We start from the raw sequence: 15,330 nt of genomic DNA, 5'->3' as shown, positions 1-15,330 counted from the left end.
CCGGCGTCGTGGCAACGCGCCATGCAATCTGGCATGCACAACCAACTAATTGGCAAACAGGGAAAAGGGCAAACAATGGCCGCGTCTTAGTATCCGGACAGACCGCAAACCTGCGCTCAAGAACAAGAACGGATGCCACACCATGCTCAAGTCCCCCTTGCTTCGTCTCTCGACGCTCGCGCTGATGATCAGTGCCGGCAATGCCGGTGCCTATGAACTCTACGCCGACGACGACAGCCATCTGAACGCTACCCTCGAAGCCGTGTTCGGCATTTTCCACAGCCAGGAAAACTACGCCCTGTCCGGTCGCCTGAGTGAAGGCAGCTCGTCGTGGCGCGAGGGCTACATCAAATACGGCTTGAGCTTCGATCAAGGCCTGGGCGGTGTGGGCACCGCGTACGGCGCGGGGAACATGCTCAGTTCCGGCACCTGGGGCGATGGCGATGCCGCAGGCTTCTCCGATGGCTCGGAACGCACCACCAAGTTCGAAGACGCCTACCTCGGCTGGCGCTCGGCCGATCTGTTCGGCGCGTTGGGCAGTGACGGTGTCGACCTGTCCTTCGGCCGACAGAACATTGTGGTCGGCGACGGCTTCCTGATCGACGGCGACGCGCTGAACATGGGCAAGGGCCTGGCCGACGGCGAATTCAACCGTGGCGGTGCCTACTACCTGGCGGCGCGCAAGGCCTTCGACGAAACCGCCGTATTGCGTCTGGGCGGCAAGGAAGGCTGGCGCAGCGACCTGATGTGGCTCAAATCCGACAACCGCGCCCAGGCCAAGACCGAAATGTACGTCGGCACCCTGGAGCACGTGGCCGAGGCCGGCACCGTCGGCCTGACCTTCATCAAGACCACCGATATCGATGAACAGTACGCCTCGCCGATCCAGCTCGAACGCGGCGGCATGAAGACCTACAGCCTGCGTGCGGCGGGCAACGCCGGGGTGAAAGACCTGTTCCTGTCCGGTGAATACGCCAAGCAGGACAAGCCTCACACCACCAGCGAAGACGCCTGGTACCTGGAAGCCGGCTGGACCTTCTCCAACGCAGTCTGGACACCGAGCGCCAGCTACCGCTACAGCCGCTTCTCGGAAGGCTACGACACCCTGTTCTACGGTTTCAGCCGTGGCTACGGCACCTGGTTCCAGGGTGAAGTGGCGGGCAACTACGCCGGGCCGTTCAACAGCAACTCGCGCATCCAGAACGTCACGATGAAGGTCTCGCCGCTGGAGAACCTCAACATCGGCGCAATGTACTTCAACTACGACACCATCGACCGCAACCTGGGCAACACCGATGGCCACGAAGTCGACCTGTATGCCGAATGGCACGTCAACGACCACCTGACCGTGATGCCACTGGTGGGCATCTACCAGCCGGACAAGAGCGCCGAAGACGGTGGTACCCAACTGGGTAACAACGACAAGAACGTCTACGCCCAGGTGGTGTTCGCCACCGGTTTCTGATTTCGGCCGAGGGGAACTTTCGTATCTGAGATTTGCAGTGCCTGATACACCGCCTTCGCGAGCAAGCCCGCTCCCACATTTGGATTTCTGCTGCACACAAAATCCGTGTACACCGCAGATCCCCTGTGGGAACGGGCTTGCTCGCGAAGAGGCCATCACATCCAACATCTCCACTGACTGACACTCCGCAATCGTCGGAACGCCGCCCGGAGCAAGCTCGCTCCCACAGTGTTTAGTGGTTAGCCGGGCCGATCGACCTGATCCAAAGCCCGATTCACCGCCAACTCCCCCAACATGATCACTTGCGCGATGCCCAGCAGGGTGTTGCGGTGCGTGCCTTCCAGGAATCCCGCCAGGTCATTGGCCATGACGTTCGCCGAGGCCAGCGATTCGCAGGCGTGGGCCAGCAGGGTTTCGGTGTCGATGTCGGGGTTGATGGTGAACAGCGTGGAGGGTTTGTGCGGGGTGGCCACTTGTAGGCAACGACGCAAGGCGCTGTAGCTTGCAGGAAGTGACGCCTACAGCTGTTAAACAACCCACCAATACACACCCAATCCGTAGGAGCTGCCGAAGGCTGCGATCTTTTGATTTTGCTTTTCTGTTAGATCGAGAAAAGCAAGATCAAAAGATCGCAGCCTTCGGCAGCTCCTACAAAAGAAGGTCTCAATCAAGCCGCGCTGGCATGCTCAACACGATGAAACAAGCGGTTGAAATACACCAGGCTGTCACGCGGTTCGCGCACGCCCACCTTCGTCAGTTCCACGAACATCACCGAATGCGAGCCCACTTCCTTGCACTCGCTGATCCGCCCTTCAAGCTGCACCAGGGCATCGCGCAGCACCGGCACATCGGCCGCGCCGTCGTCCCACAGGTCCCAGGCAAAACGTTCGTCCATCGGCACCTGGGTCATGCCGGCGAAATGCCGGGCCAGTTCTTCCTGCTCGCCACACAGCACGTTGACGCACAGGTGGCCATTGGTGCGGAACACGTCGTGGGTGGCGCTGTTGCGGTTGACGCACACCAGCACCGTAGGTGGCGAGTCGGTCACCGAGCACACGGCGCTGGCGGTGATGCCGCAACGACCGCCGGGGCCGTTGGTGGTGATGATGTTCACCGCGGCAGGCAGCTGCGCCATGGCGTTGCGAAAGTCGATTTGCTGCTGGCTCAGGTCGGCCATGTCGATGCCCCTTCCTTCAGGAGGGCCGCTGTCTTGCGGCCCGTAGGTGATGGAACAAGACTAAGGCTGCGGGCGCGGCGCAACCATTCTGACGATCCCCATGGCAGGGTTGGGTTTCCGCTAGTCGACTAGGTGGTTTCTTTATCGCAAGGGCCGGCCACAGTGGGTATTCTGCATACTGGTTCCAGAAAGATGAGCCAATGCGTGCCGCACGCTCCCGTGCGAAAACAATAATTAGAAAACTTTCGTGGCAGCCCCGATGGAAATCCGTAAACCGATTGTTTATATCGTTGACGACGACAAGGACCTGCGAACCTCACTGGCCTGGTTGCTGGAGTCGGTGAGTGTGCAGGCGCAGTGCTTTGCCGGCGCCGAAGAGTTCCTCAGCCAATACGACCCCAAGCAGCCCGCCTGCCTGGTGCTCGACGTGCGCATGCCGGAAACCAGTGGTTTCCAGCTGCAGGAAATCCTCAACCAGCGCGGCAGCACCCTGCCGACCATTTTCGTCTCGGCCCATGGCGACATTCCGATGTCGGTCACGGCGATGAAGAACGGCGCGCTGGATTTCGTCGAAAAGCCCTACAACCCGCAGCAGATGATCGACCGCATCCAGGCCGCGCTGAAGACCGCCGTGCACGCCCAGGCCGATCAGCAGCAGCGTCAGAACCTGCAAGGCAAGTTGGCACTGTTGACCAGCCGTGAGCGGGAAGTGTTGATGCTGGTGATCGATGGCAAGGCGAGCAAGGTGATCGCCCGGGAGCTGAACATCAGCGTGAAGACCGTTGATGTGCACCGTACCAAGATCAAGGAAAAGATGGGCGTGAGCAGTATCGCCATGCTGGTGCGCGAGGTGCTGCATTTGCCGGTGGATGAGCCGGCGCGGCACTGATCATTCTGTATTCGCCGTCAGGCCGCCATCGCGGGCAAGCCCGCTCCCACATTTTGATCTCGGCCGGACACAGACTTTGTGTTCACCGCAGATTCAATGTGGGAGCGGGCTTGCTCGCGAAGGGGCCGGCACATTCAACATCAATGGCGGATTCAGATCTGGCTATACCGCTTGCGATAAGCCCCTGGTGACACGCCAAAGCGCGATTTGAAGGCCGACGAGAAGTAGCTCGAATCCGAGAAGCCCCACGCATAACACAACGCCGACAGCTTCTGCTCGACATCGGCGCGGCGCAGGTTTTCGGCGCAGAAGTCCAGGCGGCGGTGCTTGATGTATTGCGCCACCACCAGGCCGCGCTTGGAGAACATCCGGTACAGGCCGCGCACGGAAATCCCGACTTCACGGGCAATCAGCTCGGGGCACAGTTCTTCGTCGCTCAGGTGCGCGTCGATGAAGGCGATGATCTTGCGAAATTGCCGCTCATGGGCGTCCGCACCGCAGTCGCGGGCGCTGATGCCCGGCAGCAACAGGCTGGCCAGGGCATCGAGCACGGCTTCGCTTTCCTGCATCTCCAGCCCGTCCTGCTGGCGGGTGTCCAGCACCAGCTTGCTGGCCATCGCCGCCAGGGGGCTGCCGGCCGCGATGCGCGTGGCGCAGTTGACGGCATTGAAGTGCGAACCGCGCTCGACCACCTGGCGCGGCAAAATCAGCGACAGCTGTCGGCAATCGTCGTTGTAGATCATGTCGCTCGGACGGCTGGCGTCGATCAGGGCGATGTCGCCACAGCCCAGTTGCGCGCGGTTGTCGCCCTGCTCCAGTTGCGAGCTGCCACGCAGCTGGAACACCGCGTAGTAGTGGCCGTCGCGGCTGGTGCTGACGTCCTTGCTGGTGCGGTACAAATGCACGTGCGCCATGTCGACCACACTCAGGTTGATCGCGCCGCTGCGAAATTCCGTCAGTTCGCCATAGAAATCGGAGTCCAGCGCCCGGGCATCGAAACGCCCACAGGCCTGGTTCACCTGGCTCAACCAACTTTCGAACGCCTCGTTGCGCACCGTCGATGCTGTAATCATGTCCGCAAAGCCTCACGTTTTTGTTGTTATTTTTCGACCGCTTCATCGAGCGGTTCGTCAAAACGGTTGTTTCTGTAGCCATCTCCTCCTTCGACGGCCGCCGGGCGCCCATTCAACAGGCTCCGGCCCAAGCTTTCCAGTGAACTTTCGGTTTAAAGGTCCAGTACCAGACGAGCGGAAAGTGCCCGTGATACACAGGCACAGATCTGCTTGTTGGAGGCCTTTTCCTTGTTCGACAGGCAGTTGTCGCGGTGCTCCGGCAAGCCGTCCAGCACCTCGACGATGCAGGTGCCGCAGATGCCTTCGCGGCACTCGGTGTCGATGTCGCAACCATGGGCCTGCAACACGTCGACCAGGCTGGCATTGGCCGGCACTTGCAGCACCACGCCGGAACTGGCCAGTTCCACTTCGAAGGTGCCCGCCGGGGCGCTGTTGGCGGCCGGGTCTGCGGCGAAGTGTTCCAGGTGAATGGCATCGTCCGAGCGACTGCGGGACGCCACTTCCACCACTTTGTTCATGAAAGGCGCCGGGCCGCAGGTGTAGACGTGGGCCGCAGCATTGGCGCGGTTCAGGCATTCGCTCAATGCGCCGTCCAGATCCGCAGGTTCAACGCCGTAGTGGAACTCCACGTTATCAGCAAAATTGGTCGCCAACAGCTCGGTAAACGCCGCGTACTGCGCCGAGCGGGCAAAATAATGCAGGCGATACGGCTGGCCGCTTTCCGCCAGTTTGTAGGCCATGCTCAGCAGCGGCGTGACGCCGATACCGGCGGCGAACAGCACGTGTTCGCTGGCCGTTTTATCGAGGCGAAACAGGTTGCGCGGCGCACCCATTTCCAGCTCCATGCCCTCTTCCACTTGCTCGTGCAGCGCCAGTGAACCGCCGCGCGACTGCGCTTCTTTCTTCACCGCCACCAGATACGCACGGCGATCCTGTGGCGGGCTGCACAGCGAATACTGGCGGGTCACCCCGGTCGGCCCGGTCAGGTCGACGTGGGCACCCGGTTCATAGGTGTCGAGCGGCTGGCCGTCACTGCGCACGAGGCGAAAGGAACGGATATCCAGCGCTTCGTCGACGATCCTTTCGATCTTCACCTTCATCATTGCATCACCTGAATACTGTTGTTTGTGTTAAACACGCTTGCTACCCCTGTAGGAGCTGCCGAAGGCTGCGATCTTTTAGAAGCAAGATCAAAAGATCGCAGCCTTCGGCAGCTCCTACGGGTTCATTTGTCCGGCCAAGAAATCCATGGTCAGCGCTCAGCGCATGAACAAGCCGCCGTTGACGTCCAGGCACGCGCCAGTCACGGAGGTCGCGTTATCGGCGATCAGCAGTAACACGTTGTCGGCGATGAACTCGGGATTACCGAGGGTGCCGGCCGGGATCATTTTCAGGATCTGTTCCAGTCGCTCCGGGGCCACGGTCTCGCGCACCACGGGCAAGTCCAGCGGGCCTGGCGAGATGCTGTTGACCGTCACGCCCTGGGGCGCCAGCTCGCGGGCGAAGACCTTGGTCAGGGTCGCCACGCCGCCCTTGGCCGCCGCGTAATGCGCGCCGGTGGCGGTGCCGCCGTTCTGTCCGGCCAGGGACGCGATGTTGACGATGCGCCCGAAGCCGCGCTCGGCGAAGTGCGCGCCGAACACCTGGCAGGCAACAAAGGTGCCGCGCAGGTTGATCGCCATCGACTCGTCGAACTCTTCCGGCGTGATGTCCATCAGCGCCGCGACTTTCGACACGCCGGCGTTGTTCACCAGAATGTCGGTGCCGCCCCACTGCTCAGTGAGCAGGTCGCGAGCACGCTGGAAGTCGGCTTTGCTGCGCACATCCAGCTCGATTGCCACGGCAGTAACGCCGCTGCCATCCAGCTCGGCAGCCAGTTGCTGCACGCCATCAAGACGCACATCGGCCAGGCCGACGCGATAACCCGCCGCGTGCAGACGGCGGGCGATGCACTCGCCCAGTCCGCGCGAGGCACCCGTTACAAGGGCTACTCGACTCATGATATTGCCCTCACAAAAGGAAGCCGAGCGCGCTCAGGCTGTCGGTGGAGTTGATCAGGCGCACCACTTTGCGCTCCAGGGTCGGCACGCCGTCGGTGAGTCGAATGCGGTGGTTCAGGTCGGCCACGAACGGCGTGTGCACGCCGCGCTTGTAGGCGTACAGCAACTGCGCCGAATTGACTTCGACGATGTCGCCGGCCGCTTCCACCAGACGGAAACGCGAGATCGTGCGGATGGTTTTCGCCGCGTCCACCGCCGACGGCGAGTAGCCGGCGGTCAGGCGTTCGATGCGCAGGTCACGCATGCGCGCATCGTCGTAGGCGTAGTTCAGGGTCGCTTCGAAGTCTTCGGTGTCCGGGTCGATCGGCACGATGTACTTGCCGCTTTCGCTCCACAAGGTCGCCCACTCGGCGTAGTTCTTGTGGTCGAGCAGTTCGGCTTCGCGCCAGATGAATTCGATGGCCTGGGCCAGGGGACCGGAAAAACCGTTCAGGGTGTCTTGATTGCTCATTGGCTCATCATCCTTTTCCACATGTCGTAGGCACCGCGCATGCCGCCTTCGTCGGTGGCGTGGCTGACCTTGTCGCCGTTTTCAGCGGTGATTTCGCGGTTCAGGCCGCGGTTGACCAGGATTGGCGCATCGACGCCGGCATACGAGCCGCGCTGCACGCGGTCCCAGGCTTCGGCATCGTCAGGGCTGCCGAAACCGAACGGGCCCTGGAAGTGTTCGTGGATGCGCATGCGTTCGCGGTTGGCAATTTCCGGGCCGCCGTCCATGCCAAGGGCCACGTGGCGGATCTCGGTTTCGCTGACCGACACCGGGCGCAGCACACGCAAGAACGACATCGACATCGCCACGTTGGGGAACAGGTTCAGGTTGAAACCGGCGCCGTGCAGCGAGCGCACGATGCGACGCACCTGATCGGCCGGCAGGGTTTTCGACAGTTCTTCAGTGACGTGAGCGAAGCGTTCCTGCAACTGTTCGGTGCCGTCGTCATGATCGAGATCGACGTGCTCCGGCACCATCACCATCACGCTGTGGCCGTTGCCCAGCGAATGGGTCACGGCTTGTTCGTCGGTCATGAACGAGAGCATTTCCGAGGTTTCTTCATCGACCGACGACATGAACGACTTGTGCACGATCGGGAAATGGTAACCGTCGGTGGTGTTTTCCAGCTGGATCTTCCAGTTGCCCTTGAAGCTGAACTTGTGTTCGCCCTGAGTCTTTATCGGGTAACCGGCGCCCTGTTTCATGAACAGGTCCATCCAGTGTTTCGCGCCGCCAAGGAAGTCTTCCAGCGGTTCGATCTCGTCGTTGTAGCTGGCGAAGACCATGCCGGCGTAGCTTTCGACGCGCAGGCTGGTCAGCGGCAATTCGGATTTCTCCAGGATGCCTTCGTAGCCATCCGGATACGGCAGCGCACGCAACTTGCCGTCCAGGCCGTAGGACCAGCTGTGGTACGGGCAGGTGAAACCGGTGGCGTTGCCCTTGTGCTTCTCGCACACGGTGGCGCCACGGTGGCGGCAACGATTTTCCAGCACGTTGATGTTGTTCTTCTTGTCGCGCACGACAATCACCGGGCGACGGCCGATGGTGGCGGTCTTGAAGTCGCCGCTGTTGCGCACTTCGCTTTCGTGGGCAACCCACACCCAGGTGCGGTAGAAAATCTTGTCCAGCTCGGCTTCGAACAGCGCCGGGTCGTTGTACAGCGAGACGTCGACGCGGTCGTGCCGGACCAGGTCTTCCGGGCTTTTCGACGATGCGATCAGCTGATATTCATGAGTGCTCATGCGGTTCTCCTCATGGCTTCTTTTTATGATTTTGATTTAGAGCCAGGCCGCTCACCGGCCATGCTCTGTTGCAGTTGCGCACCAAAGGCGCAGACCAGTTCGTCCTGACCCTTGCGGCCGACGATTTGCAGGCCGACCTTCAGCCCGCCGCAGTCGAGTTCCACCGGCACCGTCAGGGCCGGGTGGCCGCTGAGGTTGAAAGGCCGAACCAGCGGGGTCATGCCGGCCACGGCTTTGCTGCCGGCGCGGGCTTCGCTGAGGGTCGGCGGCAAGCTCGGCATTGTCGGCAGCAGCAATACGGCAAAGTCTTCCAGCGCCGCGTCCACCTGTTGGGTGAACGCTGTGCGCACGGCTTCGGCCTCAGCCAGTTCCTGGCGCGTGGTGCGGCTGGCCGCCAGCAAACGTGTTTCCACATCGGCGCCGATCAGGCCCTTGCCGGTCAGGTGACCGAACGCCGCCCAGTTTTCGAAATTGATCACGGTCAGGCCGGCGGCGAACGCCGCTTCGAATTCACTCAGGTGCAGGTTGCTGCGACGCCATCCGGCGCGGTCGGCGGCGGCTCCGAGACTTGCTTGCAGATGCGCATCGCAGGCCACCTCGAGAAAGCCGACCCTGGCGCCGTCACCTGGCAACCCTTGAGCGGTAAAGCCCGGGCAGATCACCTGCATCGCAGCGATTAGGTCCTCCATGCTTTTGGCGAACGGCCCGACGCAATCGAGGCTCGATTCCAGCGGATGGGCGCCGACACGGCTGACACGGCCATAAGTCGGCTTGAGCCCGGCAATCCCGCAGCAGGCTGCCGGCACACGCACCGAACCACCGGTATCAGTGCCGATGGCGATGTCCGCCAGGCCTGCCGCGACCGCCGAAGCCGAACCGCTGGACGAGCCGCCAGGAACGCGATCCGGCGCTTGCGGATTGATCGGTGTGCCAGTCCAGTCGTTGATGCCGGTCACGCCGAACGCCAGTTCATGCAAGTTGGTCTTGCCGACGATCTGCCAGCCAGCGTCGAGGATCGCATCGACCACTTCGGCGTTTTTCGTCGCCGCCGGTGCATCGGCGAAGGCGCGGCTGCCCGAGCGGGTCGGATGGCCGGCGATGTCGATGGAATCCTTGATGGCGACGCGCTTGCCGTTGCCACCGAGGAGGAATTCGCTGATGAAAGTACTCATGCATTCAGCTCCGTGTTGAACAGCCGTTGCGTACGGAAATGCGCGATCAGCCAGACGCCGTCGACACAACGAAAATCGATGTTCAGGCGCGTGCCGAACAACTCGTTGCGGCCATCGGCGTACGTCGAGATCTGCTGCATGATCCACTGCCCCTGCGCCGCCTTGCCGTCGACCACGATCGACTCGCTGGTGAGGTAATGCAGGTTCAGCTTGAAGTGGTCGGACGGCGGCAGATAACCGCCGACAAACGCCGCCACCGCTTCACGCCCCTGGTGCTGACCGAAGGTCTGTGCGGTCTGGGTGCCGAGGCCTTCCCAGATCGCATCCTCGGTGAACAGTTGCGCCAACTGACTCAGATGAATCGCCGCCCGCGGCACGTCGCACAGGTCCATGTAGCGCGCCATCAGGCGACGCACTGCGCTTTCCCCTTCGAGCGTCGCCAGACGCTGCAGCAAGGCCTCGTTCATGGCTTACACCTTGGCCGCATCAGGAATGGTCAGCGGGCGACCGATGCGCGCTTCGATCCTGGCGTAGCGCCACAGGCTGTACTGGCCGACCGGCGTGGTGCGGAACAGGTTGCAGGCGTCGATTACCGACTGGTGGCAGTCGACGTCGGCCATGATGTACACGGTCCAGGGCGAGGTGGTGGATGGGCCGACCATCAGGCGGTCGTCATCCATCGCGCCGAGCACGGTGATGCCGGGCATGGCGCCGAGGTCACCCATCATCTGGCTGAAGCCTTTCCACACGCTCAGGCCTTCGCCGGTGGGCAGGTCGAAAAAATTCTGGGTGATGCCGATGCAGAAGACGACGCGCAATGGTTCTTGGGTGGTTTGCGACATGGGTGCGATTCCTTGAAAAAGTAATGGGGATTCAGATGTAGCCCGGGAACGGCGGCACGCCGAGGAACACCGAGCCGGCGCCGTCGTACAGGCCTTCGCTGAGGAAGGCGTGCTGGGTCACCACCATCGAGTCGCGCAGGTAGCGTTGCAGCGGATGGCGCAGGTAAATGGCGGTGGTGCCGGCCAGGCTGTAGGCGCTCTGCACCACCTCGGCACCGGCCTGGGACACGTGAATCGCCGACAGGCGCAACAGGCTGGTCTGCTCCGGGGTGACCGGGTTGCCGGCCAGGATCGAGTTCCACACCTGTTCGGTGGCGTTGTAGAAGAAACCGCGGGCGGCGCTGAGCTTGGCTTCAGCCTTGGCGATCTCGATGCGCACGTAGGCGCGGTCGGACAATTTCGGCGCGCCGGTGATGCCGCTGCCGCCAGCCATGCGGCTGATTTCGTCCAGCGCTGCACGGGCCAGGCCGAGGTTGACCACCGCCAGTACTTGCGCGGCATAGGCGATCGACGGGTAGCGGAACAGCGGTTCGTCGATGGTCGCGGCTCCGCCACGGATGAACGTCCAGCGCTCATCAACGCGTTTATCGCTCACTCGCAGGTCATGGCTGCCGGTGCCCTTGAGACCGACCACTTCCCAGTTCTCGACGATGTCGACCTGCTCCGGGCGGAACACAGCGGTGCGCGGCTTGCCGCCGGCAGCGCCGATGCCAACGCCCAACAGGTCTGCGCCTTTACAGCCGCTGGCGAATTTCCAGGTGCCGTTGACCTGATACCCGCCTTCCACGGTCTCGGCCGGTTGCAAGGGGAACAGGCCGCCGGCGAATACCAGGTCAGGGCTTTCGGCGTAGAGCTCAGCCAGGGTTTCCCGTGGCAAGGCTGCCAGGTAGACACCGGCGCTGCCGAAGCTGGCCACCCAGCCCGCCGAGCCGTCGGCTTCGGAGATGCGCTCGATCATTTCCAGGAACAGCACCGGTGCCAGGGCGTCACCACCGAAGCATTTCGGCGTGGCGGCGCGAAAAATGCCCACCTGCTTGAAGCGCTCGATCATGTCCCGAGGCACGTGGGAGCCGGCGTCGAATTCTTCGCGACGCTGGCGAACCTCATCCAGCACTTGCTGGAATAGCTGACTCTCGACCATTGGCACGACCGGGGCGGACACAGGGTCTTGTTGCGCGACAGCTGAACGCAGCATGGGCTAGTTCTCCGTTTTGATTATTGTTAGTAGGCTCCGCTGCTCCCCTGCCTGTAGGAGCTGCCGCAGGCTGCGATCTTTTGATCCCGACAAATCAACATCAAAAGATCGCAGCCTTCGGCAGCTCCTACAGAGAAGATGTGTGGATGCCTTTGCATTGAGGTCCAGTGTAAAAACCGCGTCCTGGCACAACTATTGGTGCGTGCAACCCCCCCGCTAAAGAAAACCCCTAGCCCGCCACCGATTACCTCTGAGCGCATCCCGCTGTGCGAGCAGGTATAAAACGCCATACTGCAAATCTCTGCCGCCAGGGGCCGTGCGATGTACCAGCCAAAACCGAACGACTTTTATGCGCTGATCGAAGCCATGCCGCTGTGCATCATTCTTCATGACGCGCACACCAAGGAAATTCTCTGGGCCAACGCCGCTGCCCTGGCGGCGTTGGGCTTTACCCTGGATGAACTGACGCCGCTCAAGGCCCCGGACATGACCCGCGACGCCCCGAAGTACCGACGCTCGGTGGGCTTGCGCTGGCTGGAAGGCGCCGCGCGCACCGGGCAACGGGCCATCGAGTGGTGCTATCGCTCCAAGCAAGGGGTGGAGATTCTTTCCGAGGCGGTGGCGACCCTGGTGCACCTGGACGGTCGCGATGTGCTGATGGTGCAGTTCCGCGACATTTCCAAGGAAGACAAGGTCAAGCGCGACCTCAAGCGTTTCGAGAGCCGGCTCAAGGCCTTCATGCAGGACCTGGCCGAAGGCGTGGCGGTGCTCGGCCCCGAGGGTGATATCGGTTTTATCAGCGACTCCGGCGCGCACCTGCTCAACAGCGAAGTGCACCAGCTGATGGGCAAGAACTTCCTGGCCTGGTGCGACGACGCATCCGGCCAGCGCCTGCTGCACCAGCTTGCCCAGGAGAGACCGAAGCACGCGCCGTTCAACGTGCATTACAAAGTGCAGCGCCGCGATGGCGAGTGGCGCTGGCATGACGCAACGTGCCGCTACATCGAGATCGAGGACGATCTGGTCGGCCACCTGCTGCTGTTCCGCGACGTGACCGAACAGGTGCAGGCCGAAGAGGCGCGGCGGGTCAGCGAGCAGAAACTCGAATACCTGGCGCGCTACAACGCCATGGGTGAAATGGCCGTGGCGATTGCCCACGAGTTGAGCCAGCCATTGGCGGCGACCCGCAACTTTATTGAAGGCGCGGTGATTCGCCTGGGCAACGCCGGCGAAACCGATCAAGGCGTCGCCTGGGGCTTGCAGAGCGCCGTGCGGCAGATCGAACACGCCTCGGTGATCATCAAGAGCGTGCGCGATTACGTGGTCAAGCTGGAGCAGAGCGAAGAGCTGCTCGACCTTAATGAGCTACTGCGCGAAACCCGCTACTTCATCAGCCTGCGGGCCGATCCGAGCCGGGTGCGCGTGGAAATCGTCACCGCGCCCGAACCGCTGCGGGTGAGTTGCGAGAAGGTGCTGATCGGCCAGGTGATCCTCAACCTGGCCTTCAACGCCATCGAAGAAATGGCCGACCTGCCTACCGAACGACGCCTGTTGCGTATCCATGCCAGCCGCGAGAACGATGTGGCCCTGGTGCGCATTGAAGACAGCGGGCGCGGCATCCAGGCCCAGGCACAAGAGAAGCTGTTCGACGGCTTCTTCTCGTCCAAGGTCAGCGGCAACGGCATCGGCCTGGCGCTGTGCAAGAACATCATCGGCCGCCACCGTGGCGATATCTGGGCGCAAAACCTCGAGCCGTGCGGCGCTGTTTTCAGCTTCTCCCTTCCCCTCGCTTCCCTCGTCTAAAGCAAAAGATCGCAGCCTGCGGCAGCTCCTACGGGGACCTCATTGCCCTGTAGGAGCTGCCGCAGGCTGCGATCTTTTCGCTCTTCCATACGACTGGCACAGACACACAAACACTTGGCAGGCAGGGCAATTCTCGCGATCGCGGGGCACGGCAGAATCAAAGGGTAAAAATCTGCCAAAGCACCCGCGATCCGCGTTACCAACAATTCAGGAAGTTCCCCTTATGCGAACAAACAGGATCTCCGTACAGTCAGCGCTAGGCCTGAGCCTGCTTGTACTCGGTTTGAACAGTGCCCGCGCGGACTTGCCCGCCGGTACGATTGGCCAGACCGTTCTGGCGTTTCCACCCGAAGCTCACCGCGCGTTTGTCATCGACGTCGAGTTCGACAGCTTCGTGGCGGGCCGCGTGACCGTGGTCGATCCGGACCAGAAGCGCATCCTCGGCATGGTGCCGACCGGTTTCGCGGCGCCGTCGACCCTCAGTCACGACAAGAAAACCCTCTACAGTGCGGACATCTGGTATTCCCGTGGCACCCGCGGCACCCGCACCGACGTGCTCACCGCGTGGGACAGCTCGACCCTGTCGCCCGCCTGGGAAGTGCTGATTCCGAACAAGCGCGCCGAGTCGCTGACCCAGCGTTACTCGCTCAAGCCAAGCGGCGACGACAAATTCGTCTACGTCTACAACTTCACCCCGTCGACGTCGGTGACCGTGGTCGATACCCAGGCCAGGGCCGTTGCCACGGAAATCGCCATCCCCGGTTGCGTGCTCAACTACCCGATCGGCAACCGCCGCTTCGCCTCGCTGTGCGGCGACGGCAGCCTGCAGGTGGTGACCCTCAACGATCAGGGCCAGGAAACCGCGCGCAGCCGCACGCCGTTCTTTGATCCGAACGCGGAAAAACTGGTAGAGCGCGCGGTCAACGTCGGCGATACCTACTACTTCACCACCACGACCGGCACCGTACGCCCGGTGGATTTCGCTGGAGATGCGCCGAAAGTCCTGCCGTCCTGGTCGCTGGTTTCCGACGAGGAAAAGAAAGCCGGTTGGGCGCCGGGGGGCTGGCAGTTGATGGCCGTGGCACCAAAGCTGGACCGCCTGTACGTGCTGATGCACGACGCCCACGAACCGTTGAAGTGGGAAGACCCGAGCCCGTTGATCTGGGCGTTTGACCTCAAGACCCACAAGAAGGTGGCGACCCTGGAAGCCCCGGTTCCGGTGTGGAGTATGCAGGCCACTGGCGACGACAAGCCGTTGTTGCTTGGCACCGACGTGGAAGGCGGTTTGCAGATTTTCGATCTGAAGACCAACAAGCTCACCGGCAGCATGCCGAAAGTCGCCAAAACCGCGACTCAGGTCCTGAGCTACTAAGAGGTTCGGCCATGCACACAGATCCGATCTTCATCATTGCCAGCGCCATCGCCATCGCGGTGTTGCTGGCCAGCGCCGCGACCCACAAGTTGCGCGCGCCGGCCCGCTTCGTCCGGCAACTGGCGGACTATCAACTGCTACCCGAGGCGCTGGTGCGCCCGACGGCACGGCTGGTGCCGCTGCTGGAACTGGTCATCGCCTTTGCCCTGCTGGTGCCGGTCAGCCGTGATTATGCCGCGTTGAGCGCCGCCAGCCTGTTGGCGCTGTACGCCGCTGCCATCGGCATCAACCTGTGGCGCGGTCGCGCCGACATCGATTGCGGTTGTGCCAGCCCCGACCAGGCACAGCCGCTGCGCCCGGTGTTGCTGGCACGTAACAGCGCGCTGGTGCTACTGGCGCTGGTGGCCAGCGTGGCGCCGGTTGCCCGCGACCTCAACCTGTTCGATGGCTTCGTGACCCTGGCTGCGGCCGCCGTTGCGCTGCTCATCTACGCCGCGGCCGATGGCCTGCTGGCGAACTCCCCTCTTCTGCTCAAATTGATTGGTAGGTAA

The 15,330-nt window shown here is 62.3% G+C and carries 16 protein-coding genes; 5 read left to right on the top strand and 11 right to left on the bottom strand.

The features are described 5' to 3' along the window. The first annotated feature begins 142 nt into the window (after window positions 1-142). The gene (locus tag ACM6G4_RS03005; protein WP_414913017.1) at window positions 143-1,465 is read left to right on the top strand and encodes a hypothetical protein; all 1,323 of its coding nucleotides are present in this window, start codon (window positions 143-145) and stop codon (window positions 1,463-1,465) included. 239 nt (window positions 1,466-1,704) lie between these two features. On the opposite strand, the gene ACM6G4_RS03000 is transcribed toward ACM6G4_RS03005, so the two are convergent. Next, complete coding sequence (locus ACM6G4_RS03000) at window positions 1,705-1,956, bottom strand: DUF6124 family protein (protein ID WP_414913016.1); 252 nt, start codon at window positions 1,954-1,956, stop codon at window positions 1,705-1,707. Between the two features lie 176 nt (window positions 1,957-2,132). Beyond that, on the bottom strand, window positions 2,133-2,642 hold the full coding sequence (gene hpaC, locus ACM6G4_RS02995; RefSeq protein WP_414913015.1) for a 4-hydroxyphenylacetate 3-monooxygenase, reductase component: 510 nt from the start codon (window positions 2,640-2,642) through the stop codon (window positions 2,133-2,135). Window positions 2,643-2,901: 259 nt separating this feature from the next. Between hpaC and ACM6G4_RS02990 the strand changes: the two genes are divergently transcribed. Next, window positions 2,902-3,531, top strand: coding sequence for a response regulator transcription factor (locus ACM6G4_RS02990; protein WP_008046301.1), 630 nt, complete (start codon window positions 2,902-2,904; stop codon window positions 3,529-3,531). Window positions 3,532-3,683: 152 nt separating this feature from the next. On the opposite strand, the gene feaR is transcribed toward ACM6G4_RS02990, so the two are convergent. The 9 genes from feaR to ACM6G4_RS02945 all read right to left on the bottom strand — a co-directional run bounded on the left by feaR (window position 3,684) and on the right by ACM6G4_RS02945 (window position 11,604). Next, the gene (gene feaR, locus ACM6G4_RS02985) at window positions 3,684-4,604 is read right to left on the bottom strand and encodes a transcriptional regulator FeaR (RefSeq protein ID WP_414913014.1); all 921 of its coding nucleotides are present in this window, start codon (window positions 4,602-4,604) and stop codon (window positions 3,684-3,686) included. A 152-nt stretch (window positions 4,605-4,756) separates the two neighbouring features. Next, on the bottom strand, window positions 4,757-5,707 hold the full coding sequence (locus ACM6G4_RS02980; RefSeq protein WP_414913013.1) for a PDR/VanB family oxidoreductase: 951 nt from the start codon (window positions 5,705-5,707) through the stop codon (window positions 4,757-4,759). Between the two features lie 156 nt (window positions 5,708-5,863). Then, window positions 5,864-6,604: an SDR family NAD(P)-dependent oxidoreductase gene (locus tag ACM6G4_RS02975; RefSeq protein ID WP_414913012.1), complete on the bottom strand. Its 741-nt coding sequence runs from the start codon at window positions 6,602-6,604 to the stop codon at window positions 5,864-5,866. Window positions 6,605-6,614: 10 nt separating this feature from the next. Further along, window positions 6,615-7,115 (bottom strand): aromatic-ring-hydroxylating dioxygenase subunit beta, encoded by a 501-nt coding sequence (locus tag ACM6G4_RS02970; RefSeq protein ID WP_223542136.1) that lies wholly within the window; start codon window positions 7,113-7,115, stop codon window positions 6,615-6,617. Beyond that, entirely contained in the window at window positions 7,112-8,395 is a 1,284-nt protein-coding gene (locus ACM6G4_RS02965; protein ID WP_409079421.1) for an aromatic ring-hydroxylating oxygenase subunit alpha, read from the bottom strand. Before ACM6G4_RS02965 ends, ACM6G4_RS02970 begins: the two co-directional genes overlap by 4 nt. Before the next feature lie 23 nt (window positions 8,396-8,418). Next, window positions 8,419-9,567: an amidase gene (locus ACM6G4_RS02960; RefSeq protein WP_414913011.1), complete on the bottom strand. Its 1,149-nt coding sequence runs from the start codon at window positions 9,565-9,567 to the stop codon at window positions 8,419-8,421. Beyond that, window positions 9,564-10,034, bottom strand: coding sequence for a nuclear transport factor 2 family protein (locus tag ACM6G4_RS02955; protein WP_223542134.1), 471 nt, complete (start codon window positions 10,032-10,034; stop codon window positions 9,564-9,566). Before ACM6G4_RS02955 ends, ACM6G4_RS02960 begins: the two co-directional genes overlap by 4 nt. Window positions 10,035-10,037: 3 nt before the next feature. Further along, entirely contained in the window at window positions 10,038-10,409 is a 372-nt protein-coding gene (locus ACM6G4_RS02950) for a hypothetical protein (protein ID WP_056723091.1), read from the bottom strand. Window positions 10,410-10,440: 31 nt separating this feature from the next. Further along, window positions 10,441-11,604: an acyl-CoA dehydrogenase family protein gene (locus ACM6G4_RS02945; RefSeq protein ID WP_056723093.1), complete on the bottom strand. Its 1,164-nt coding sequence runs from the start codon at window positions 11,602-11,604 to the stop codon at window positions 10,441-10,443. Between the two features lie 321 nt (window positions 11,605-11,925). Here ACM6G4_RS02945 and ACM6G4_RS02940 point away from each other — a divergent pair, with 321 nt between their 5' ends. From ACM6G4_RS02940 to ACM6G4_RS02930, 3 genes are all read left to right on the top strand, one after another. After that, complete coding sequence (locus ACM6G4_RS02940; protein ID WP_414913010.1) at window positions 11,926-13,407, top strand: ATP-binding protein; 1,482 nt, start codon at window positions 11,926-11,928, stop codon at window positions 13,405-13,407. Between the two features lie 223 nt (window positions 13,408-13,630). Further along, the gene (locus ACM6G4_RS02935) at window positions 13,631-14,779 is read left to right on the top strand and encodes an amine dehydrogenase large subunit (protein WP_414913009.1); all 1,149 of its coding nucleotides are present in this window, start codon (window positions 13,631-13,633) and stop codon (window positions 14,777-14,779) included. A gap of 11 nt (window positions 14,780-14,790) precedes the next feature. Next, a complete protein-coding gene (locus tag ACM6G4_RS02930; protein WP_414913008.1) occupies window positions 14,791-15,330 on the top strand; it encodes a MauE/DoxX family redox-associated membrane protein in 540 nt (179 codons plus the stop codon).

Origin of the sequence: Pseudomonas sp. IT-P258 (assembly GCF_949767825.1) — a bacterium.
In the GTDB taxonomy this organism is placed as follows: Bacteria; Pseudomonadota; Gammaproteobacteria; order Pseudomonadales; family Pseudomonadaceae; genus Aquipseudomonas; species Aquipseudomonas monachiensis.
The sequence above is the reverse complement of the archived record's forward strand: the minus strand, read 5'-3'. Positions and strand labels throughout refer to the sequence as shown.

Bases quoted from the DNA above. Each gene is read 5' to 3' on its own strand.
- ACM6G4_RS03005 (WP_414913017.1), top strand. From the start codon at position 143: ATGCTCAAGTCCCCCTTGCTTCGTCTCTCGACGCTCGCGCTGATGATC.
- hpaC (WP_414913015.1), bottom strand. From the start codon at position 2,642: ATGGCCGACCTGAGCCAGCAGCAAATCGACTTTCGCAACGCCATGGCG.
- ACM6G4_RS02990 (WP_008046301.1), top strand. From the start codon at position 2,902: ATGGAAATCCGTAAACCGATTGTTTATATCGTTGACGACGACAAGGAC.
- feaR (WP_414913014.1), bottom strand. From the start codon at position 4,604: ATGATTACAGCATCGACGGTGCGCAACGAGGCGTTCGAAAGTTGGTTG.
- ACM6G4_RS02980 (WP_414913013.1), bottom strand. From the start codon at position 5,707: ATGATGAAGGTGAAGATCGAAAGGATCGTCGACGAAGCGCTGGATATC.
- ACM6G4_RS02975 (WP_414913012.1), bottom strand. From the start codon at position 6,604: ATGAGTCGAGTAGCCCTTGTAACGGGTGCCTCGCGCGGACTGGGCGAG.
- ACM6G4_RS02970 (WP_223542136.1), bottom strand. From the start codon at position 7,115: ATGAGCAATCAAGACACCCTGAACGGTTTTTCCGGTCCCCTGGCCCAG.
- ACM6G4_RS02965 (WP_409079421.1), bottom strand. From the start codon at position 8,395: ATGAGCACTCATGAATATCAGCTGATCGCATCGTCGAAAAGCCCGGAA.
- ACM6G4_RS02960 (WP_414913011.1), bottom strand. From the start codon at position 9,567: ATGAGTACTTTCATCAGCGAATTCCTCCTCGGTGGCAACGGCAAGCGC.
- ACM6G4_RS02955 (WP_223542134.1), bottom strand. From the start codon at position 10,034: ATGAACGAGGCCTTGCTGCAGCGTCTGGCGACGCTCGAAGGGGAAAGC.
- ACM6G4_RS02950 (WP_056723091.1), bottom strand. From the start codon at position 10,409: ATGTCGCAAACCACCCAAGAACCATTGCGCGTCGTCTTCTGCATCGGC.
- ACM6G4_RS02945 (WP_056723093.1), bottom strand. From the start codon at position 11,604: ATGCTGCGTTCAGCTGTCGCGCAACAAGACCCTGTGTCCGCCCCGGTC.
- ACM6G4_RS02940 (WP_414913010.1), top strand. From the start codon at position 11,926: ATGTACCAGCCAAAACCGAACGACTTTTATGCGCTGATCGAAGCCATG.
- ACM6G4_RS02935 (WP_414913009.1), top strand. From the start codon at position 13,631: ATGCGAACAAACAGGATCTCCGTACAGTCAGCGCTAGGCCTGAGCCTG.
- ACM6G4_RS02930 (WP_414913008.1), top strand. From the start codon at position 14,791: ATGCACACAGATCCGATCTTCATCATTGCCAGCGCCATCGCCATCGCG.